The 20,529-nt window shown below is 55.3% G+C and carries 21 protein-coding genes and 2 pseudogenes; 15 read left to right on the forward strand and 8 right to left on the reverse strand.

Annotated elements, in window-relative coordinates; translation table 11 throughout:
- Positions 1-109 precede the first annotated feature (109 nt).
- The 7 genes from QSK07_RS22870 to ymcF all read left to right on the forward strand — a co-directional run bounded on the left by QSK07_RS22870 (position 110) and on the right by ymcF (position 4,570).
- Positions 110-388: a transcriptional antitermination N peptide gene (locus QSK07_RS22870; RefSeq protein WP_098051382.1), complete on the forward strand. Its 279-nt coding sequence runs from the start codon at positions 110-112 to the stop codon at positions 386-388.
- Between the two features lie 204 nt (positions 389-592).
- On the forward strand, positions 593-1,060 hold the full coding sequence (locus QSK07_RS16230; RefSeq protein ID WP_098051381.1) for a glycoside hydrolase family protein: 468 nt from the start codon (positions 593-595) through the stop codon (positions 1,058-1,060).
- Positions 1,057-1,404: a DUF7940 domain-containing protein gene (locus tag QSK07_RS16235; protein WP_098051380.1), complete on the forward strand. Its 348-nt coding sequence runs from the start codon at positions 1,057-1,059 to the stop codon at positions 1,402-1,404. The genes QSK07_RS16230 and QSK07_RS16235 overlap by 4 nt, the downstream gene beginning before the upstream one ends.
- Complete coding sequence (locus QSK07_RS16240; RefSeq protein WP_098051379.1) at positions 1,401-1,694, forward strand: hypothetical protein; 294 nt, start codon at positions 1,401-1,403, stop codon at positions 1,692-1,694. Before QSK07_RS16235 ends, QSK07_RS16240 begins: the two co-directional genes overlap by 4 nt.
- A 204-nt stretch (positions 1,695-1,898) precedes the next feature.
- On the forward strand, positions 1,899-3,653 hold the full coding sequence (locus QSK07_RS16245) for a putative phage tail protein (RefSeq protein WP_098051378.1): 1,755 nt from the start codon (positions 1,899-1,901) through the stop codon (positions 3,651-3,653).
- Between the two features lie 530 nt (positions 3,654-4,183).
- Positions 4,184-4,396, forward strand: a complete 213-nt coding sequence (cspE, locus tag QSK07_RS16250; RefSeq protein WP_003854408.1) for a transcription antiterminator/RNA stability regulator CspE — start codon at positions 4,184-4,186, stop codon at positions 4,394-4,396.
- Between the two features lie 3 nt (positions 4,397-4,399).
- Positions 4,400-4,570, forward strand: a complete 171-nt coding sequence (gene ymcF, locus QSK07_RS16255; protein ID WP_098053076.1) for a cold shock small protein YmcF — start codon at positions 4,400-4,402, stop codon at positions 4,568-4,570.
- Positions 4,571-4,786: 216 nt separating this feature from the next.
- On the opposite strand, the gene QSK07_RS16260 is transcribed toward ymcF, so the two are convergent.
- From QSK07_RS16260 to QSK07_RS16270, 3 genes are all read right to left on the reverse strand, one after another.
- Positions 4,787-6,364, reverse strand: a complete 1,578-nt coding sequence (locus QSK07_RS16260; RefSeq protein ID WP_098051377.1) for a methyl-accepting chemotaxis protein — start codon at positions 6,362-6,364, stop codon at positions 4,787-4,789.
- 300 nt (positions 6,365-6,664) lie between these two features.
- Positions 6,665-6,814 (reverse strand): hypothetical protein, encoded by a 150-nt coding sequence (locus QSK07_RS16265; protein WP_285720962.1) that lies wholly within the window; start codon positions 6,812-6,814, stop codon positions 6,665-6,667.
- Between the two features lie 80 nt (positions 6,815-6,894).
- Complete coding sequence (locus QSK07_RS16270; RefSeq protein ID WP_098051376.1) at positions 6,895-7,857, reverse strand: chemotaxis protein; 963 nt, start codon at positions 7,855-7,857, stop codon at positions 6,895-6,897.
- A 167-nt stretch (positions 7,858-8,024) separates the two neighbouring features.
- Between QSK07_RS16270 and QSK07_RS16275 the strand changes: the two genes are divergently transcribed.
- A complete protein-coding gene (locus tag QSK07_RS16275; protein WP_033731697.1) occupies positions 8,025-8,417 on the forward strand; it encodes a YgiW/YdeI family stress tolerance OB fold protein in 393 nt (130 codons plus the stop codon).
- A gap of 36 nt (positions 8,418-8,453) precedes the next feature.
- Here QSK07_RS16275 and dbpA read toward each other — a convergent pair whose 3' ends face one another.
- Positions 8,454-9,836, reverse strand: a complete 1,383-nt coding sequence (gene dbpA / locus QSK07_RS16280; protein ID WP_285720961.1) for an ATP-dependent RNA helicase DbpA — start codon at positions 9,834-9,836, stop codon at positions 8,454-8,456.
- 1,027 nt (positions 9,837-10,863) lie between these two features.
- A pseudogene (locus QSK07_RS16285) lies at positions 10,864-11,351 on the reverse strand (amidohydrolase family protein); the annotation flags it as partial.
- On the opposite strand from QSK07_RS16285, the pseudogene QSK07_RS16290 reads away from it, so the two are divergent.
- The 6 genes and pseudogenes from QSK07_RS16290 to yniD form a co-directional block, all read left to right on the forward strand.
- Positions 11,343-11,627, forward strand: a pseudogene (locus tag QSK07_RS16290) (cyanate transporter); the annotation flags it as partial. The pseudogenes QSK07_RS16285 and QSK07_RS16290 sit on opposite strands and share 9 nt — an antisense overlap.
- A 207-nt stretch (positions 11,628-11,834) precedes the next feature.
- Positions 11,835-13,490, forward strand: a complete 1,656-nt coding sequence (gene lldP / locus QSK07_RS16295; protein WP_285720960.1) for an L-lactate permease — start codon at positions 11,835-11,837, stop codon at positions 13,488-13,490.
- Positions 13,487-14,260 (forward strand): transcriptional regulator LldR, encoded by a 774-nt coding sequence (lldR, locus tag QSK07_RS16300; protein WP_285720959.1) that lies wholly within the window; start codon positions 13,487-13,489, stop codon positions 14,258-14,260. The genes lldP and lldR overlap by 4 nt, the downstream gene beginning before the upstream one ends.
- Complete coding sequence (gene lldD / locus QSK07_RS16305) at positions 14,260-15,447, forward strand: FMN-dependent L-lactate dehydrogenase LldD (protein ID WP_285720958.1); 1,188 nt, start codon at positions 14,260-14,262, stop codon at positions 15,445-15,447. The genes lldR and lldD overlap by 1 nt, the downstream gene beginning before the upstream one ends.
- Positions 15,448-15,504: 57 nt before the next feature.
- Complete coding sequence (locus tag QSK07_RS16310) at positions 15,505-15,933, forward strand: OsmC family protein (RefSeq protein WP_285720957.1); 429 nt, start codon at positions 15,505-15,507, stop codon at positions 15,931-15,933.
- A gap of 120 nt (positions 15,934-16,053) precedes the next feature.
- A complete protein-coding gene (yniD, locus tag QSK07_RS16315; protein WP_022625163.1) occupies positions 16,054-16,161 on the forward strand; it encodes a small membrane protein YniD in 108 nt (35 codons plus the stop codon).
- Between the two features lie 115 nt (positions 16,162-16,276).
- Here the strand turns inward: yniD and QSK07_RS16320 are convergent, their stop codons facing one another.
- The 3 genes from QSK07_RS16320 to QSK07_RS16330 form a co-directional block, all read right to left on the reverse strand.
- A complete protein-coding gene (locus tag QSK07_RS16320; protein ID WP_033731707.1) occupies positions 16,277-16,507 on the reverse strand; it encodes a hypothetical protein in 231 nt (76 codons plus the stop codon).
- A gap of 100 nt (positions 16,508-16,607) precedes the next feature.
- A complete protein-coding gene (locus QSK07_RS16325) occupies positions 16,608-16,778 on the reverse strand; it encodes a hypothetical protein (RefSeq protein ID WP_003850083.1) in 171 nt (56 codons plus the stop codon).
- 172 nt (positions 16,779-16,950) lie between these two features.
- Complete coding sequence (locus QSK07_RS16330; protein WP_033732018.1) at positions 16,951-17,601, reverse strand: CPBP family intramembrane glutamic endopeptidase; 651 nt, start codon at positions 17,599-17,601, stop codon at positions 16,951-16,953.
- A gap of 213 nt (positions 17,602-17,814) precedes the next feature.
- Here QSK07_RS16330 and QSK07_RS16335 point away from each other — a divergent pair, with 213 nt between their 5' ends.
- Complete coding sequence (locus QSK07_RS16335; protein WP_285720956.1) at positions 17,815-20,418, forward strand: bifunctional diguanylate cyclase/phosphodiesterase; 2,604 nt, start codon at positions 17,815-17,817, stop codon at positions 20,416-20,418.
- Positions 20,419-20,529: the final 111 nt, after the last annotated feature.

A 20,529-nucleotide genomic window follows, 5' to 3' on the forward strand; every position in this document is an offset into this window, starting at 1 on the left:
AGCCGGGCGGCGAGCGTGCGAGCGCGATATACGTCATTCGGGCCCGTTCGGATCACCGAAAGCTCGCGCCTGCCACCCCATCGCCAAAGACTCATTCACAGGAGGAGTTATGGCGATAATTCACTATGGCAAAAGCGTTTTTGTGGGCAACGCACGTACTCGTCGCCATCGGCGGCGCCAACCTCTCAGCAGCCTGACTCAGAGCATCGACCAGGCCCTGAACTTCCCAACTGAACCCCCTGTCCTGAGACGTGCAGAGCAAATCTGCCAGCGTCAGGTCGCCCCGCGTGTTGATCGCGCAATCACTGCACCCTGCGTCACCAGTCAGGAAACACCCAGTTTCGACAATTGCTGTCTTCCGCACGTTCACCTCTACGCCGTGAGCTGAAGCGCGAAGAAAGCGTACTTTTCCGTTCCGGCTAATTCTTCGTTATCTCCAGCTCTCACTGGATGTAATTTGCTGAATTACTGTTCAGTTTTGCTGCATGTTCAGTCAGGCCTCTTGCCGCACCTGAATGGGTAATGATCAGCAGGCGTTATGTATTTCTTTTCACAATGGTGCATTGCTTTAACCCGTCATTAAGGAGTCGTTATGAGCCAGATAATTGCAGTACTGAATTTTGAAGAGGGATATGTCGACACGCCTTACCTCGACACGCTGGGCTTTCCCACGGTGGCAGGCGGTATCCGCATCGGGCCTAAAGGGGCCTCGCTGAGTAATTACACTTTTCGTGTGCCACGGCGCGTCGGTGATGCCTGGAAGCAGTGCATTCTCGAAAACAAAGTTCAGGAGATGCAGGGCAGGGATCTGCTGCGTAATGCGCTGGCGAAATGTAATGACGCCCGCACGGATGTGCTGCTGAGCATGACCTATCAGCTGGGCGTCGAAGGCGTTATGCAGTTTAAAAACATGCTGACCGCCATCGCTGCTGAACAGTTCAGTGAGGCAGCTGACGCGATGATGAACAGTCTCTGGGCCCGCCAGACACCGGGCCGCGCCCGTCGTCACGCGGAGATGATGCGCAGCGGAACCTATGCGGTTTACAGGGGGCTGCTATGAGATGGCTCATGTATCTCGTCGCCGTGCTGACGGCAATTATCATTCTGCTGCTGCTGCAGCGCTTCACCACCCTGCAGTTTGTCTCTCATGCCCGCCTGCTCTTCAAAACCTGGTCCGTCTGGCTCGCATCGCTGGGCTCCATGCTCAGCGCCTGGGCGCAGTCGTTTCCTTCTGCTGCCGTTGATGCCTGGAGCGCACTACCGGAAGACGTGAAAGCGATTCTGCCGCACAACTACCTTGGGCTGGTGGGTGCCTTCATGGTGGCGATGGGGGTGATTGCACAGTTTGTTCGTCAGAAAAATCTGCTCAACGCGAAGGAGCAGGCTGAAGGAGCGAAACCATGACTCTGATTACCACCTTACTGGGCGGCAGCTGGCACTGGCTTGCTGCACTGGCTGGCGTTATTGCAGCGCTGGGCGCCAGTTATTTCGGCGGCAAGAAAATCGGCAAAGTGCAGCAAAAAGCGCGATCTGACGTCGCAAATGCGCAACAGGAAGCGTCCCGCGTCAGCGCGGTAGCGCAACAACAACAACATAACCGCGAGGAGGCTAACCGTGTGGCGACTGACAACCATAGCCTTGATGACGCTGCTGCTCGCGACAAGCTGCAGCAGTCGAAATACCACAAACCCTGAGCCGGTGGCGATCACCGACTCTGCCTGCGTACTTTTTTCCCCTCTTTATACCTACGGCGATGACGCGCAAAAAATGGACGTCAGGACGGTGCGCGCCATCAACACCCACAACGACATGTGGGACACCCTTTGCGGCCATCCGGCTGCGGCTAAGTAGTGCGCTGACAATCAGCGCGTTATCACAATGATCCTGAGGAGGATTCTATGATCGAAGTTAACTCTTTTGCTGAACTGCGTACCACGGTCCCGCCTAAATCAGGTGAAGTCGCGAGCCTGAAACGCTATTACGACAAAGACTCCAGCTTCCGTGGCGGCGCAGACTTTGTCGGTTTTCTCTCCACTACGACGCTGAAAGATGATGGCGGTACGGTGGCGGTGGGTAACGGTTTCTACTGGAAGCGCACCATTAACGACCCTGCTGAAGTGAATGTCCTGCACTTTGGCGCGAAAGGGGATGGCGTGACTGATGACACTGATGCCTTTAAGCGCATGCTGGCATGGACGCAGAGCTACAACACCTATGCGAAAGCCATTCCGGTACGTTTCCCGGGTGGTCGCTTCCTGATTTCACCTATCGATATCAGCGATACAGAGTTGCCGTTTTTTGGTCTGGCAGGTGACGATATCGAACTCGGCTCATCACCGCGCACCACGATTATTTCTGACAAAAGCACGAATACGGTGTTTAAGGTTAATGCGCGTAAAATCGCCATCAAAGGCATCTGCTGGCACGGACAGGCTAATGCCGGGACGGTCGACACCACACTCAAAGTCACCGTCACGCCTGAACAGTGCAGTAACGTTCAGCCGTTCTTCGAAAATACGATTGTCGGCGGCCAGATCGTCAATATCTTCTGCTTCAAGGCGCAAAGTACCGGGGGTACCGTCTTTAAGCTGCAGGATACGCTCGACAGTAAGTTCGATCAGATCTACACCTCCACGACCTATTCACGGGTGTTTGATGTCGGCTGGTCAAACACATCGAAGGGGAACTGGGACCACTCAACCGCCATTGAGCTCTGTAATGCCAACTTCCAGTCGGGCTACGGCGACGCCACGCTCTACATGCCGCGCGTTACGCAGGGCGTCATGCGCAACGTCTGGATTGAGCACACGACTAACCCGGGGGATCTGTCGGACGGCGGCTGGAACATCGAAACGCTCAATATTGAAGATTGCGCTACGCCGCTCAATCTCAACAATGCCCGCGTGGTGATGCGTCATATTAACCTGCAGTCGGGGGCGAAAATCACCAATGATCTGGCCGGGAGTAAGTGGTTATCGACCTTCGAATATGGCTATCGTCGGGATGAGAACTACGGCACGTTCATGACCGGTTCGCTGCGTGCTGGCTATTACAGCGGCTATAAAGTGGTGAACAACACCGCGACCGACAACTGGTATCGGCTGGGGCAGCTCTATTTCCCGACGCCTAATCAGCAATGGGTGATGGAGCTGATCAGTAAAGCAGATGCCACCACGCCGTCGGGTACCGCCGGTTCACCGGTAAATATGCCTGCCACCGGTAAAACCCTGATCAACCTGCAGCGACTGGAGACGGTCTGGGCCGATGCTTACCACATGGGACAGCCCTCCGTGCTGGACATTCGTTATGGCCGGGTAGGGACCACCTATGCCGTCATCTGGGTCAAGCTGAAGGCCAACAGCGGCGAGACCATGTTCAACCTGAAGACCACCGGTCCGACCCGCTTCGATACCGGCTCCTGCTCGCTGTTCCAGTCAGACATGTCGGTGGTGACGGACATCACCAATATCAGCAACCTGAAACCTGCGGCACGCTTCGGTATGCACAATGGACTGGCAGGTATTGGTGCTAACGAGAAGGGCGTGGTGACGCTCGCGACCGCTGCGGGTACACCGACCAATAAAACCGCGCCAACCGGTTTTGTGCTGATCAATATCAACGGCGTTGACCGCAAGGTACCTTACTACGATTGATGATCGGCATGTTTTGGGCGAGGCTCCGGCCTCGCCCTTTTTTAACCGCTAACAAAAGTCAGGTGAAAATATCATTGTCATAGGGGGAAATATGAGATTTTTCAGCCTTACTCCGGATAGATAAATTTTTGCAGGCCATTCTTAAGCCTTTATTCTGATTAAAGAACTCACACTGAGAATTTACCGTCGCCAGCCGCTATCTGGCGGTGCGGCAGGGTTTGTCTGCCATAAACAATGCGTGCTCTGGCCAGGTTGTCAGTCAGGAACGCTGAACCGTTCACTCATCGCCGCTAAGTTCAGGCCACGCTATGTGCGTTTAAGTTGAATAACGGCTTGCGTCGCCTGGTGAAGTGTGGCCTAATGAATCGTCGGTTTGATTAACAGACACTATCAAAGTAAGTAACCAAAGCTGTTCTCATCTCTAAGTTTGTCGCAAGACATCCCTTCTTTTTGAGTCTTCTCTTACGTTCTGATTAAACTCTGTTCTCAGGCCATTATGCCGGAAGGCTCGATATATTAAGGATTTAAGCATGTCTAACAAAATTCGCGGTACCGTTAAATGGTTTAACGCAGAGAAAGGCTTCGGTTTCATCTCTCCTGCAGACGGCAGCAAAGATGTATTCGTACATTTCTCTGCAATCCAGGGCACCGATTTCCGTTCATTAGACGAAGGTCAGCAAGTTGAATTCACAGTAGAAAATGGCGCCAAAGGCCCAGCTGCTGCGAACGTTGTTGGTCTCTAAGGACTGAAAATTACTTTTAAATGTCCTCACTGTAATGGCTCACAGTTTCGTACATCACATTTTGATGTTACAAGAGCCAATCCGCATGGAGCGAAATGCATTTTCTGCAAATCTGTCGTTGTTCAGGTGAACGCGGCGAGGATTGCAATTCAGAGTCAGCTTCGCGCTCTCTGACAAAGGCTGGTGAGCTTTATAGCGTTGTTGCATTTACAGTAATAAAAGGCTGCCTCTGGCAGCCTTTTTTGTTTTCTGCTGTTCCCCTCCGCAATGCCTCGTCCTTTCTTCTGTTCCCGCCGGAATACCTTAGCTTCCCTGCGTAACGTTTTGCTCAACCCCCGGTTAATATCACCGATCTGAAACAGGCCCGCCGGAGCAGGCCATTAAAAGTAATCAGCGAAGCACGGGTTGCAGTGCGAGCTTGCCGGTATTAAACACGCTCATCGCCTGCGCCATGCGCTCAGCCTGATCCTGCAGTGCCTGTGATGCAGCTGATGCTTCCTGAACCAGCGCGGCGTTCTGCTGCGTTACCGCTTCCATCTGAGTAATGGCCTGATTGATTTCATTGATACCGCTGCTCTGCTCGCTGCTGGCAATGGTGATTTCGCTCATGATATTCGCCACGCTCTGCACGCTGTTTACCACCTCACCGATGGTCGAGCCCGCATGGGTTACCAGTTTGCTGCCTTCATCGACTTTAGCGACCGAATCTTCAATCAGTACCTTAATCTCTTTGGCCGCGGAGGCTGATCGCTGTGCCAGATTACGCACTTCACTTGCAACCACCGCAAAGCCGCGACCCTGTTCACCCGCCCGCGCAGCTTCAACGGCGGCGTTCAGTGACAGAATATTGGTCTGGAAGGCGATGGAGTCGATAACGCTGATGATATCGACAATTTTGCGCGAGGAGAGGGCGATCGCTTCCATCTTCTCGATCACTTTTTCCATGACCACGCCACCTTCACGCGCTACGCTGGAAGTCGTCGATACCAGGTGATTAGCTTCACGTGCGTTGTCGGCATTGTGTTTCACGGTCGACGTCATCTGCTCCATGGCAGAGGCGGTCTCTTCCAGTGAACTGGCCTGCTGCTCAGTGCGGGTTGAGAGGTCAAGGTTACCACTGGAGATTTGATTAGAGGCGACCGCGATAGTGTCGGAGCCGGTGCGTACTTCAGTCACAATCGACAACAGGTTATCGTTCATGCGCTGCAGCGCCTGCATCAGGACGCCGGTTTCATCACGCGAGGTTACCTGCATCTGGGTACTCAGATCGCCCGCGGCAACGCGTTCAGCGACGTCAACCGCTGCAACCAGTGGACGGACAATAGAGCGTGTCAGGAAGTAGCCCAGCATAATTGCGGCCAGAATCGCCAGCGCGGAGAAAATCAGCGTGATAGTGATAGCTGACTGTCCATTTTCAACAATGCCCTGGCCTTCGCTGCGCAGTTGTGAGTCCTGTGAGTTGGCAAAATTCACCGCATCCTGAAGAAACTTATTCTGTGTCGCGGTCATCGATTTCAGGACATAGGTGCTGGCAGCATCAAAATCGCCTGCATTAATCAGGGTGACCAGCTCAGCTTTAACCTTCTCAAACGCCTGAGCAGACGCCAGCAGACCGGCGATCTTTTTCTTACCGACTGGTGTAACCTGGATGTCCTCAATCTTTTTCATCGCGATGTTAGTGCGTTGCGTGGCTTCATCCAGCTGACCATAACGTTTCACATTCATTTCCGGGCGTGTTGTGTCGATTACCATGCCGCGCAGGTATTTGATCTGATCGTTGACGCCATCGCGCACATCAAATGCCAGTCGTACTTTCACATAGCGATCGTCAACGATCGATGAGATCGCGGTATTAATACTGTTAATTCTGGTAATGGATGTTACGCCAATCACTATCAGTAACGTCACAATAATACCGAAGGCTGCTGCGAGCCGCATACCGACCTTCATATTCTTGATACTGAACATGTTCTCTTCCCCGTTTTATTATTAATCAGTTTGTTAGCAGCACTCAGGTTTCCTGCTGTTGTGCGCAGTGCCTTGCTGATGTCTGTGGTCACAACCGCAGGCAAAAAGGTGATCTCGCACAGTCTGTTATCGGAGCACGCAGTTTTACCTTTAATAATTTTTAAGTAATAACGGTGCGTGAATAAATAGTCACTAGAAAGCTTCAGAAAGGGTTAACAAATAAACAAAGGGGAAACTCAGGCAAAAAAAGGGCCGTCAGCAGGAATGCTGACGGCCCGATCCAGACAAGCATGACTGGATTCAGAAAACTAAGAAATAGAGGCCTACCCAGAATGCGACACTTAACGTGACGGCGGTAATCCATGCCAGCTGGCGTAAACGGCCACGCAGCATTTTCTGGGGAGAAGGGGTAGCAGGTGCCGGTGTAACAGGTAAAGTTTCAATGTGCATAGTCGGTTCCTGGTCAGGTCAGCCATTCTGCTGGCTAAAAAGTAAAAACAGTCCGGGCATTCTTCGCGGCCCGGATTTGTTTAGCGGGCAGTGTCGAGAACGTTGAAAATCACGTCTGACAGCTCATTCAGTTCAAACTTCGCCACATAACCGTCGGCACCCACTTTGCGCACATGATCTTCGTTAGCGCTGCCAGAGAGTGAGGAATGAATGACGACCGGCAGAACCTTGAGAATCGGGTCCCGCTTGATGTTGCGGGTCAGCGTAAAGCCATCCATCTCTGGCATCTCCAGATCGGTCAGGATCAGCGCAATTTTATCGTGAATCGACTCGCCCGCAGCCTGTGCTTCCTGGCTCATCAGCTTAATTTTTTCCCAGGCTTCCAGTCCGGTGTTAAACATCAGCGCCGGAATGCCCATGCTCTTCAGGCCCTGCTCCAGCAGCTGACGCGCCACTTTAGAATCTTCTGCCACAATGGCGACCGCACCAGGGCGATAGTTGAACGCACGTGGTCTGGCCGCTTCCGGTTCAACGCCGCGCACTGAAGGAATGATGTCATACAGAATCTGCTCAACGTCCAGTACCATCGCCAGCTCGTTGCTCTGCTTGTCGCTGTCCAGGCAGGCAATGCTGGTAATATTGCGGCCGCCGATACCGGCTTCAGCGGTATGCACCTGGCTCCAGTCGAGACGCACGATGTTCTCTACTGACTCCACGGCAAACGCCTGGGTGTTACGGGCATACTCGGTCACCAGCAGCAGGTTAAGACCGGTTTCCGGCACACAGCCCGCTACTGCAGGCAGGTCGATCACCGGAATAAACTGACCACGAATACTCGCCATACCCAGCAACGGCGAACGCATGCCCGCGGCTTTGGTGATGGCCGGCATCGGTACAATTTCACGCAGCTTGAAGACGTTTATGCCAAACAGTTCAGACTTGCCTTTCAGCTGATCGGAACCTAAGCGAAACAGCAGCAGCTCGAACTTGTTCGATAATGCGAGGTTCGCTCTTTCATCGATCTCTTTTTGAAAATTATCCATGGTTGCCTCTGCATTAACGCAGCTGGTGAAATAGGGTGTGAACAGGTTATCGGCAGCGAACGGAAAAAGGTGAGAAGAGAAGGGTGAAATAAAACGGATGCCAATTATTGTGCCAGGCTTAACCCTGAAGGTTCAACATGGACACCTTTCCAATAAAGGAGTGTGAAATGAAAAAAGTGATTTTAGCGTCGTTGCTGGTGATGATGAGCGCGGGCGTTTCAGCTGAGGAGGGCGGATACAAAGCAGGCGATACGCCGCCGCCGCAACACAAGCAGGATGCCGGCTATAAAGGGTCAGAAGATACCGGCCAGACCCACATCGATCAGATCCGTGATTTCCGTCAGGGCGGATATGTGACGCTGGAAGGTTATATCGTGAAGAAAGAGCAGGGCGAGCGGTATCAGTTCCGCGACAACACCGGGACGTTACCGATTATTGCCCCGAAGAAGACCTTTGATGGTAAAACCTACACCGCTGAGGACAAAGTGCGCGTCAGTGGCAAGGTACAGGGTAAAGGTGATAAAACCACGCTGCATGTGTCACGCATTGAAGAGCCATAACAGACCGGGCGAGGTCATGACCTCGCCCTTTTTAATTTAGTCTTTCAACAGAATCGCCCGGCAGGTTTTGCCTTTGATTTTGCCCTGCTTGAGTTTGACCAATGCCGCTTTGGCCTGATTTGCCTCAATCGCTACGTAAGCATGGGTCGGGGTCAGGACAATTTTCCCAATCTGCTCAGCGCGATAACCCGCTTCACCCGTCAGTGCACCCAGAATATCTCCCGGACGTATCTTGGCTTTACGGCCACCATCAATGCATAACGTCATCATGGCGGCAGGCAGGGGTTTACTGCTGCCCTTTTTCAGCGTGCTGACCGGGACCCACGGCAGTTTCTGCTGCAGGAAATCTTCCAGCGCGTGCGCACGCGCCATCTCATCAGCCGCGACCAGGCTGACGGCAACACCATGCTCGCCTGCACGCGCCGTACGACCAATGCGGTGCAGGTGAACTTCAGGGTCCCAGGCGAGCTGATAGTTGACCACCATCGCCAGCGATTTGATGTCGAGTCCGCGCGCGGCGACATCGGTCGCGACCAGCACGCGACCACTGCCGTTCGCGAAGCGAATCAGTACGCGTTCACGATCGCGCTGCTCCAGGTCGCCATGCAGTGGCAGGGCGCTGATATCACGTGTGTTAAGCGCCGCAGCGACATCATCACACTCACGCCTGGTATTGCAGAAGACCACGCAGGATGAAGGCTGACGATCGCTGAGCAGGGCTATCAGCAGGCCCAGTTTTTCATTGTGGCTGGCTTCAAAGAATTGCTGGTCGATTGACGGCAGTTCGCTGACATCTTCAGTGACAACGCTCAGCGGATCACGCTGAAAGCGGGTGCTGATAGCGGTGATGCCGTCGGGCCAGGTAGCGGAAAAAAGCAGCGTCTGACGCGAGGCGGGCGTCGCTTCAATAATCGTTTCCATATCATTGAGGAAGCCCATCTCCAGCATCCGATCCGCCTCATCCAGCACCAGCGTGCTGAGCTGGTCCAGCTTGAGGTTTTCGCGGTTGATGTGATCGAGGATACGACCCGGCGTGCCGACCACGATATGCGGTGGATGCACCAGCGAGTCACGCTGTGCGCTCATTGGCTGTCCGCCACACAGGGTGAGCACTTTGATGTTGCGGGTGAAGCGCGCCAGCTGGCGCAGCACATTACCCACCTGATCCGCCAGTTCTCGGGTCGGACAGAGGATTAATGCCTGAGTCTGAAAGCGGGTACTGTCGATATGGTGCAGTAAACCAATACCAAAGGCAGCCGTTTTACCGCTGCCGGTTTTCGCCTGCGCGCGCACGTCGCGTCCCTGCAGAATGGCGGGCAGCGTAGCGGCCTGCACGGGCGTCATGCTGGTGTAGCCCATCTCGCGCAGGTTATCGAGCTGGCTGTCGGGAAGCGAATTGAGGGTAGAAAAAGCGGTCACGGGCGCGGCCTCTGAGGCTGAAAGTGTAGGGCATTATTGCGGGGCAAGTCTGGCAGAAAGCACGCCTGACAGCAACGGGAACCTCGATGGTTAGCGGTATGAAACTAAATCTGCCGGTGCGCTTAGGAATAAGCTGAAGTTTACTGAAAAAAGGTGGTTTATTTTTATAGATTAACGCCGGCTTAACGTGGTTGTCCCAGAGTGACAATCGGTTAATACCAGTAATTATTTTATAAGTAATCGTTTTTAAAAAAATATTTCATTGTTAATCAGATAAATCCTCAATTAAATCTCCAGTAATAGAATTAATCATTAAAAAATATCACCACTGGTGCCGATAAAAATCCTGATCTAATTGCTTTATATTTATCGCGCCATATTCCTGGTACAACGACCGGTAGAGGGTATTTACATTGAGTAATAGCATCCAGGGACCACATGAAAATGTGCTTAAAATAGTAGGCCGCGCCGTACTGACACTGCATGTTCATGGCGAGAGTTTATCTGCGGATAAAATCGCATCCATGATCGGCTGTTATGCGGAAGATGAGCCCTGTGATCAGGAAGATCGTCGCTTATACGCGCTGGCAATGGAATTAATGTCGAATGACCAATGGGCCAAAAGCGCGTAACCCGCACTCCGCTCAGGTAAATGCAGAGCCTCCCGTGTGGAGGCTCTGCTGTTTTTGAGGGGCGTATCAGGGACAGGTTTGAGCAGTAAGGTCGCTGCTGGTAAACCACGGGCACTGAGAATCTATCAGCAATAAACAAGCTTAAAGCGCAGGGAAGCCGGTCAGAAGAGAAAAACGTCCCGCTGCCCGGTTGGCGCGGGCCGAGCGGCCATGGATGGCTTAAGTGCCTTTTCGATCTGACCGGTTTCCCTGAGCAGGCGCGATCTCTCCGCATTTGCTGAGAAGGCTCAGTACGGGTGATTACGCACCTCATCCCTGAGGTGCGCCCGTAGCCGGGCCAACGCGTTGCGTTGTTCAAAAACGCTCCCGGCGTTTTTGTCCGGAGCCCTGCTGTTTCAGGCCGGGGCCAGCGCAAATACTGGTTTAAAGTGTGAAAAGGTCGCCACTACCGATGAAATGTGCGCCACGGCTTCAGCGGAACAGCTCGCTGCTACCAGCATCATGCTCGCATCATCGCCCGGCGCAGGCCACTGACGTTCGCCCTGAGCAGAGAGCGGCAGGCGATCGTCTGTGGCCTGCGCCCGCGACAGCGAGAACGCGTCCGAACCACAATAGAGATTCGCTTTTTCCAGCATGCTGCCAATGCCAAACGGAGACCAGTGATCGATCACGCTGTCGGTACCGGTCATCACTTTGATGCCCGCCGCCTGCAGATGTGGAACTGGCATACCATCGCGCCATCCACGCTAGTGGGATCCAGCCCGCCGACGACATACTCAACGCCGTGCTGCATCGCCTCACGCATCAGGCCATCAACCTGCGAGTGCAGCAGGCCGTGTTGTGGAAAGGCAACGATCTCGCAGGAAAAAGCAGGATGGCGGGCTTCGGGCTGGGCGGGGCGTTTCCGCTGGCACTGGTGCTGGCGCTGGATCATCTGGAGCAGCCCCAGGCTGGCGCGCGGCTGGTGGCCTTTATGCAGGGCATCGGCTTTATTATTGCGGGCAGTATGCCGTTTATCGCTGGTCAGCTGCATGCGCTCCCTGTCAATTTCACCAGCGTATGGATTCTGCAGGCGACGGTCACGCTGCTGCTGATTGTGCTTAATCTGCGTTTTCATCCGCACAGCTATCAGCACGCCTTCCCGGAGACAAATGGCTGATTTTGGTCCGACCAATTCTGGCAATATTTTTCTCTGGTTCACACTCCGGGAAAATTCGCCCAACTTCTGTTGCCATAAATTAACAATGCATTAACTATCTGTTGCCATAAGCCCTGATACAGCGGTTTGGTCTGACCAATCCGGGGGCAGATGGCATACAGTGCTGCAGCTGCATGTCACATCACCTTTTCCTCTGGAGATACTGACATGCAGATCTGGCAACAAAACTACGATCCGCTGGGTAATATCTGGCTCTCAAGCCTGGTCGCGCTGATCCCGATTCTGTTTTTCTTCTTTGCACTGATTAAGCTGAAGATGAAAGGCTATCTGGCCGCCACCACCACCGTGGTGCTGGCGCTGCTGGTGGCGCTGTTTCTCTATCAGATGCCCGTTGCCCAGGCGCTGGCCGCCGTGGTGTACGGCTTTCTCTATGGGCTGTGGCCGATTGCCTGGATTATTGTCGCCGCCGTCTTCGTCTACAAAATCTCGGTCAAAACCGGCCAGTTCGATATTATCCGTGCCTCTATCCTCTCAATTACTCCCGATCAGCGTCTGCAGATGCTGATTGTCGGCTTCTCGTTCGGGGCCTTCCTGGAGGGCGCGGCGGGCTTTGGTGCGCCGGTGGCGATTACCGCGGCGCTGCTGGTGGGGCTGGGCTTTAATCCGCTCTACGCCGCCGGGCTCTGCCTGATTGTGAACACCGCGCCGGTCGCGTTTGGCGCAATGGGCATTCCGATTATCGTGGCGGGTCAGGTCACCGGTCTGGATAGCTTCGCTATCGGCCAGATGGCCGGACGCCAGTTGCCGCTGCTGACCCTGATTGTGCTGTTCTGGATTATGGCGATTATGGATGGGTGGCGCGGCGTGAAAGAGACCTGGCCAGCGGTCGTTGTGGCGGGTGGATCCTTTGCCATTGCCCAGTTCCTCAGCTCCAACTTCCTGGGGCCGGAGCTGCCCGATATTATCTCGTCGCTCGCCTCGCTGATTTCGCTGACGCTGTTTCTGCGGGTCTGGAAGCCGGTGCGCATCTTCCGTTTTGCCGATGCAGAGGTGAAGCACGGCGATGTGCTGCAACCGCCACAGAAGTATCGGCTGCGGCAGGTGATTCGCGCCTGGATGCCGTTCCTGTTTCTCACGGCCACCGTCACGCTCTGGAGTATCCCACCGTTTAAAGCGCTGTTCGCCAAAGGTGGTGCACTCTATGAGTGGGTGCTGGCTGTGCCGGTTCCGATGCTGAATGAGCTGGTGGCGCGGATACCGCCCGTAGTCGGCAGTGCAACCCCTTATCCGGCGATTTTTAAGCTGGATCTGGTTTCCGCCACCGGCACCGCCATTTTAATTGCGGCGATTATGGCGATGCTGTTCCTGCGCGTGAAGCCAAAGGCGGCGCTGCAGACCTTTGGTGAAACGCTGAAAGAGCTGGCGCTGCCGATCTACTCTATCGGGTTGGTGCTTGCCTTTGCGTTTATCTCCAACTACTCCGGTCTCTCTGCCACGCTTGCTCTGGCGCTGGCGCACACCGGCCACGCGTTTACCTTCTTCTCGCCGTTCCTGGGCTGGCTGGGCGTCTTCCTGACCGGATCTGATACCTCATCGAATGCGCTGTTTGCTGCGTTACAGGCGACTACCGCCCAGCAGATCGGCGTTTCCGATGTTCTGCTGGTGGCGGCTAATACTACCGGCGGTGTGACAGGTAAGATGATCTCGCCGCAGTCGATCGCCATCGCCTGCGCTGCAGTCGGGCTGGTGGGAAAAGAGTCCGACCTGTTCCGGTTTACGGTTAAACACAGCCTGATTTTCACCTGTATGGTGGGGATGATTACCACGCTTCAGGCCTACGTCTTCCCCTGGATGATCCCATGAGCAACACTGCCGATACGCTGGTAACACGCCTGCGGGCCTATATCACCGAACATCAGCTCGAACCAGGCATGCGCCTGCCCGCCGAGCGCCAGCTCTCTGCAGAACTCGGCGTCTCACGTTCCTCGCTTCGTGAAGCGATGCAGCAGCTGATCAGCAGCGGCATGCTGATTAGCCGGCGCGGCGGCGGCACCTGGATTCGTCAGCAGCTGGCACCCTGGTCGGAACAGCGCATTGTCGAACCGATTCGCCAGCTGCTGCGCGACGATCCCGACTACCGCTACGACATTCTGGAAGCGCGCCATGCCATTGAGGCCAGTACTGCCTGGCATGCAGCACTGCGCGCCACCGACGCCGACAAAGAGAAGCTGCAGTACGCCTTTGACGCCACCCTGAAGCTGAAAGAGAGTGACGATCCCGACCTCGCTGCCCAGGCAGATGTGCGCTTCCATCTGGCGATTGCCGAAGCGTCGCACAATGTGGTGCTGCTGCAGACCATGCGCGGATTTTTCGAGCTGCTGCAGTCGTCGGTGATGCAGAGCCGTCAGCGCATGTATACCCAGCCCGCGATTTTTGCCCGCCTGACGGAGCAGCATCAGGCGCTGCTTGATGCGATTCTCGCGGGCGATGCTGAAGCGGCCCGTCAGGCCGCGATGCAGCATCTAGGGTTTGTCCACGCCACCATGAAAAGCCTCCATGAAGATGAAGCGCGCCAGGCGCGCATCACCCGCTTACCGGATAACGACACACGCAACCCAAAGGAATCTGACTGATGATTATTTCAGCTGCCAGTGACTATCGCGCCGCCGCGCAACGCATCCTGCCGCCGTTCCTGTTTCACTATCTTGATGGCGGGGCGTATGCCGAGCACACTCTGCGTCGCAACGTGGAAGATCTGTCGGATGTGGCGCTGCGCCAGCGCATCCTGAAGAACATGTCGGAACTGAGCCTTGAAACCAGACTATTCAATGAAACTCTGTCGATGCCGGTTGCGCTGGCACCGGTCGGCCTGTGCGGCATGTATGCGCGCCGGGGAGAAGTGCAGGCGGCGCGTGCGGCAGCCCTGAAAGGCATTCCGTTTACCCTGTCGACGGTTTCGGTCTGCCCGATTGAAGAGGTGGCCCCGCAGATCAACCGTCCGATGTGGTTCCAGCTTTACGTGCTGCGTGACCGCGGCTTCATGCGCAATGCGCTGGAGCGGGCCAAAGCCGCCGGTTGTTCAACGCTGGTGTTTACCGTGGATATGCCGACGCCGGGCGCGCGCTATCGCGATGCGCACTCCGGGATGAGCGGTCATCACGCGGCGCTGCGTCGTTACTGGCAGGCGGTCACCCATCCACAGTGGGCGCTGGATGTGGGTCTGCAGGGCCGTCCGCACGATCTGGGGAACATCTCTGCCTATCTCGGCAAGCCGACCGGGCTGGAAGATTATATTGGCTGGCTGTCAAACAACTTTGATCCCTCAATCAGCTGGAAAGATCTGGAGTGGATTCGCGAGTTCTGGGACGGGCCAATGGTGATCAAAGGCATTCTCGATCCGGAAGATGCACGCGACGCGGTACGCTTTGGCGCGGATGGCATCGTGGTCTCGAATCACGGCGGACGCCAGCTGGATGGCGTGCTCTCCTCGGCGCGTGCGCTGCCAGCGATTGCCGATGCGGTCAAAGGTGACATCACTATTCTGGCAGACAGCGGCATTCGCAACGGGCTGGATGTGGTGCGGATGATTGCGCTGGGCGCAGACAGCGTGCTGCTGGGACGGGCGTTTATCTATGCGCTGGCGACCCATGGACAGCGCGGCGTGGAAAACCTGCTGAACCTGATTGAGAAGGAGATGCGCGTGGCCATGACGCTGACCGGCGCAAAATCGATAAGTGAAATTACCCGCGATTCGCTGGTGCAGACGGAGGCGCTGCTGGCACCACAGAGCACCGCCTCACGTCCCCGCGCAGTGAGTTAGCCTGCGAAAATGAATGCATTGTCTATACTTAGCTTCTTTACCAACAGGAGGAATGACATGACCATTCATAAGAAAGGTTCGGCGCACTGGGAAGGCGATATCAAAGGCAAAGGCACCGTCAGCACCGAGAGCGGCGTGCTGAGCCAGCAGCCTTATGGCTTTAATACCCGTTTCGAAGGCAGCAAAGGCACTAACCCGGAAGAGCTGATTGGTGCAGCGCATGCGGCCTGTTTCTCCATGGCACTGTCGCTGATGCTGGGCAATGCGGGCCATACGCCGGAAAGCATTGACACGACGGCGGACGTGTCGCTGGATAAAAAAGGCGACGGCTTTGCCATCACCAAAGTGGCGCTGACCAGCACCATCTCCCTGCCGGGCATTGATGAGTCGGCCTTCGACGAAATCATCAACAAAGCCAAAGCGGGCTGCCCGGTTTCTCAGGTACTGAACGCGGAAATTACGCTGGATTACACCCTGAACAACTGATGCCGGCAACGGGTCGCCTTTTAGTGGCCCGGACGTTATGCTAAGCCTCCCGGTCCTGTTGCTGACCGGAACAGATGCGCCTTCTGGCGCATCTTCGCTTTCTGACCAGAGGAAATCGGTGTGACAAGATACCGGGCGGCTAAAAAGTACTGGAAGATGGTGCTGGTTCTGTTGTGCATTTGCGGCGCGCTGCTGCTGATACGCTGGGCTGCCATGATCTGGGCCTGAGCAGATGAAGTGGATGAGTCGCCACTCGCTGGGCATATTAGTGATGGTAATTATCGTACTGGAAGCGGTTCATTTTCTGCTCACCACCTCATGGCTGCCGTGGCGATAAACGTCCTCAGACGAAGGCATCCTCGCGCCGTTTAGTCCGCACGTCGCTGCGCGCGATGCGATAAGCCTTACGCGGGTCGCCCACCACAAACTCAAAGGTTGGCGTGTAGTAAAATGGCAACCAGCCGCCATAGCTGCTCTCCCACTCCCATCGGACGGGGCAGGGCCACAGAATGCCATCATACAAAAGATAGTAAACCCAGCGTCCACCAGGACGACGGGGGCGTGATGTTTTCATGGGATTCACAACGATAATGGGTAACAACAGCTTATATTTTGTACGCTAAAGCGCCAGCTTGCAATGTTGCAGCCCTGCTTTATTAGATTGGGTCGCTGAATCAGCGATGGACCTCACCACAAAGCAGAACCACATTCGGTCTGACTTTATGAATACGGTTTGCCATCGTTTCACAGTCTACCTTCGTCGGATAGATGCGCTCCGAGACCGGCAGCGCTTCGCAGGCATCGTAGCCACACGCGCTCACTAACAACACAAATCCTATCAACATAGATCCTCTCCTTTACACGGTCTGGTGGTCCGGACTGTGGTGCTTTTTATCCCTTTTTAACATCCAGTATAGACAAACGTGACGGGGCGACATTGTCAGTGTGAGCTATGACCTGCCAGCAGCGGTCTGCGGCAGGATGAGGGCTGGGTAAGACGAGGACGCAGGCGAGGAATCAGCCAGCGAAATACCAGGCGGGCAGCAGTGCAATCAGGTTATTCAGTGTGTGCAGGAAAATGGGCAGCGCCAGACTGTTACTCCGCAGTCGCGCATAGCAGAGTAGCAGTGAAAACAGCGTCAGAGCGATAAGGGTCTGCCAGTGCACATACTGTGTATGCATCACCGCAAACAGCAGTGAGGTCAGCAGCATGCAGGCGAAACGGCTGCGCGGCGCCCACAGCAGAAAACCCTGTAACAGGAAACCGCGGAACAGAACTTCTTCAAACACCGGCGCCAGCAGTACGGCGGTCAGCAGCAGGATCAACAGCGAATTGCGTCCCTGCTGGGCCTGCATCACCAGCCAGCCTTCCGGCTGCATGAACTGCATCTGTGCCGCCATCAGCACAAACAGCGCACCGGTAAACAGCAGGGTTTGCAGCGTATAAAGTTCACCCAACGGCAAATCGGTGCGGCGCTGGCAGTAAAAGCGATAAAGCGGATAGATAACAGCAAATTCAAACAGGCAGAGTACGGGCACCAGCAGGCCGTCATTACGCAGCACGCTGTAATTAGGGAACAGCGTGATCAGCATGGTAACCAGGTAATAGACCACAAAGCTGCCGACGTAGAACAGCGTCAGGGTCACTCTGTCGGAATTGGTGTTCATAGGCGACTCAGCCAGCGAAGGTAAGCGCATAGTAGCAATGCACCCGATCGCTGTCGAGTGAGCCTGTTACACATTATTTAAGCGCAAAATGTTAGCCGCAGACTAAACACCGGAGCACCCGGGCCGATAACGGATGAAACTAATCTGGCCAGCAACGCATGTTGTATTGCAGGCCTGTGATCTTAACCCCTGGCTTTGTAGTGAGCACTCTTAATGACTTTTAACCCTCCGGCACCGCCGTCGCCGCCATTCAGACATGCCGCTGAAGATCGCACTGTCCGCTTTACGCGGCGCAGCCTGCGTACGCTTTCGCTGCTGCTGTCTGGTGTGCTGGTGCTCTCGATGCTGATGGTGCTGATAATTGCGCAGCGTCAGAACAGCGCATCGGTTGAGCATGACCGCATGCTGATGCAGCAGACGTGGCAAAATCGTCAGGAGGCGATGGTCACCGATATCCGGGATTATGCCTTCTGGAGAGAGGCCTGGCGCAATCTCCATGTCAGGGTGAACAGGAGCTGGGCGTTTGACGAAGAGAACTTCGGACCGGGTCTTTACGAAGAGTATCACTATGAAGGCGTGTTCGTGGTCGACGGCAAAGGTCACACCACTTATAGCGTGATTAATGGGCAGATGGCGGATACGCCACTGGAAGCCTGGCTGGGTAATGAGACACCTGTGCTTATTGCGGCAGCGCGTCAGCTCAATAATAAAGCAATGACCCGTAATGCACTGATCAATCATCTGCCCGCGATTGTGGTGGCCGCACCTATCAGCAGCGGTAAACTGCCGAACCTGCCACCCATGGCAGGGCCTGCGTCAATCATGGTGTTCGTGAATCTGTTCACGCCCGCCAAATTACAGGCGCTGGGCGCGACACTGGATGTGCGCGAACTGCGCCTGCCCGCCAGTCAGGAGGATGGCCTGCATGAACCGCGAATGGTACTTCCGTTGCCAGGCGGCGAGCCGATTGTGCTGCGCTGGACGTCAAAAATGCCGGGCATGGACCTGATCGGGTTGCTGCTGCCACTGCTGCTGCTGACCGCGATCATCATCGGTCTCATCACCTATCGCGTCAGCCGTCATGCACTCTCCAATGCGATTCTCTCTGACCGCCGCTTTGCCATGCTGGCAATCAGTCAGCAGGAGCTTGCCAGCAGTGAAGCGCGGTTTCGCGATCTCGCTGAGGCGGCTTCAGACTGGATCTGGGAAACGGATGAAGAGGGCCGTCTGATCTATCTGTCAGCACGTTTTCATACCCTTACCGGCCACGACATCACACACTGGCTGGGACGTCACATCGATCACCTGCTGACCCATCCCAGCCATTCGCTGGTCGCCTGGCTGCGGCAGCAGGCGGCGGAAGAGCAACAGATGCCGCTGCGCTGTCAGTTTATGTCCGCACAGGGTCACCGCCGCATCGGTCAGCTGGTGGCGAAAACCATCTGGCATGATGCGCGACGTATCGGGTTTCGCGGCACGGTATCGGACATTACCCAGGGCATGGAAGCGGAGGCACGCATTCAGTTTCTGTCACGTCACGACGTTTTAACCGGTCTGTCGAACCGCGTGCAGCTGCTGGAGTTTCTGACGCTGCACCTTGCGCTGCCTGATGGCGCTGCGCCACTGACGCTGATTACCCTCGATCTCGATCAGTTCCGGCCAATCAATGAAACCTGGGGCCATGCGGCGGGCGATGAGGTACTGAGCCAGATAGCGCAGCGTCTGAAGCACTGTATCGGCCCGCAGGAGCTGGTGGCGCGGCTGAGCGGAGGTGAATTTGTCCTCGTGTTGCGGGAAACGAATCGTGAGCGGATCGATCAGCGTTGTGCTCAGCTGGTGCATGAAGTTCAGCAGCCAGTCAGCACCGGCCAGCATGTTCATTATCTCACCACCAGCATGGGCATTGCCTCTGCGCCGCAGGATGCCAGCCATCCGGAAGCGCTGCTGCAGATGGCGGATATCGCACTGAATGAAGCACGCGATGCGGGACGTAATCAGTGGGTCTGGTACGCCAATGAAATGGCGAGCCAGCGCGAAGATAAGCGTGAAATGGCGCGGCGCATTGAGAAAGCGCTGACTAACAACGAATTTCGTCTGCACTATCAGCCCCGTTATCAGCTGCTCACCGGTCAGCTGGCCGGCGCTGAAGCGCTGATTCGCTGGCAGATTGCCCCGGATCAGTGGATTACGCCTGACCACTTTATTCCGCTGGCGGAAGAGAGCGGTCTGATCGCCCCCATAAGCGACTGGGTTCTGATGCGCGCCTGCCAGGATGCGCTGGGCTGGGGCGGCGATCGCTATGTGTCAGTCAATATTTCGCCGATGGAGTTTCGCACCAGCGATCTGGTGCAACGGGTGGCAGATGCGCTGGCGAAAAGTGGTCTGCCAGCGACAAGGCTGGAGCTGGAGATCACGGAGAATGTCACCTTTGAACATCCACAGCATGCGCTGGCGGTGATGCAGGGCTTACGGTCGCTGGGGGTGAGGTTAACCGTTGACGATTTTGGCACCGGCTATGCCGCGCTGGGCTACCTGAAGACCTTCCCGTTTAACGGTCTGAAGATTGACCGCTCCTGGATGAAAGATTTCCCGGAGTCGCAGCAGGCGCAATCGGTTGTGGCGGGCATTATTGCGCTGGCACGTGCCTTCGCCCTGACGATCACGGCGGAGGGAATTGAGACAGAAGCGCAGCTGAACCAGCTGAAACAGCTCTCGTGCGAAGAGGGGCAAGGCTACTTCCTCGGTCGGCCGATGCCGCTGGCTGCATTCAGTACGCTTCTGGAAAGAACAACGCAGAATCAGGCTGAGCCAGTTTAACGGACTTTGACCGCCACGACGGTCATCAGCATTGCGCAGACAACAAAAATAATCAGTTCCATCATGACCTCCACAGGGCTAAGAATAGTCTTAAGATAGTGTAGCGGTTCA

Origin of the sequence: Pantoea sp. QMID4, assembly GCF_030270445.1 — a bacterium.
In the GTDB taxonomy this organism is placed as follows: domain Bacteria; phylum Pseudomonadota; class Gammaproteobacteria; order Enterobacterales; family Enterobacteriaceae; genus Pantoea; species Pantoea vagans.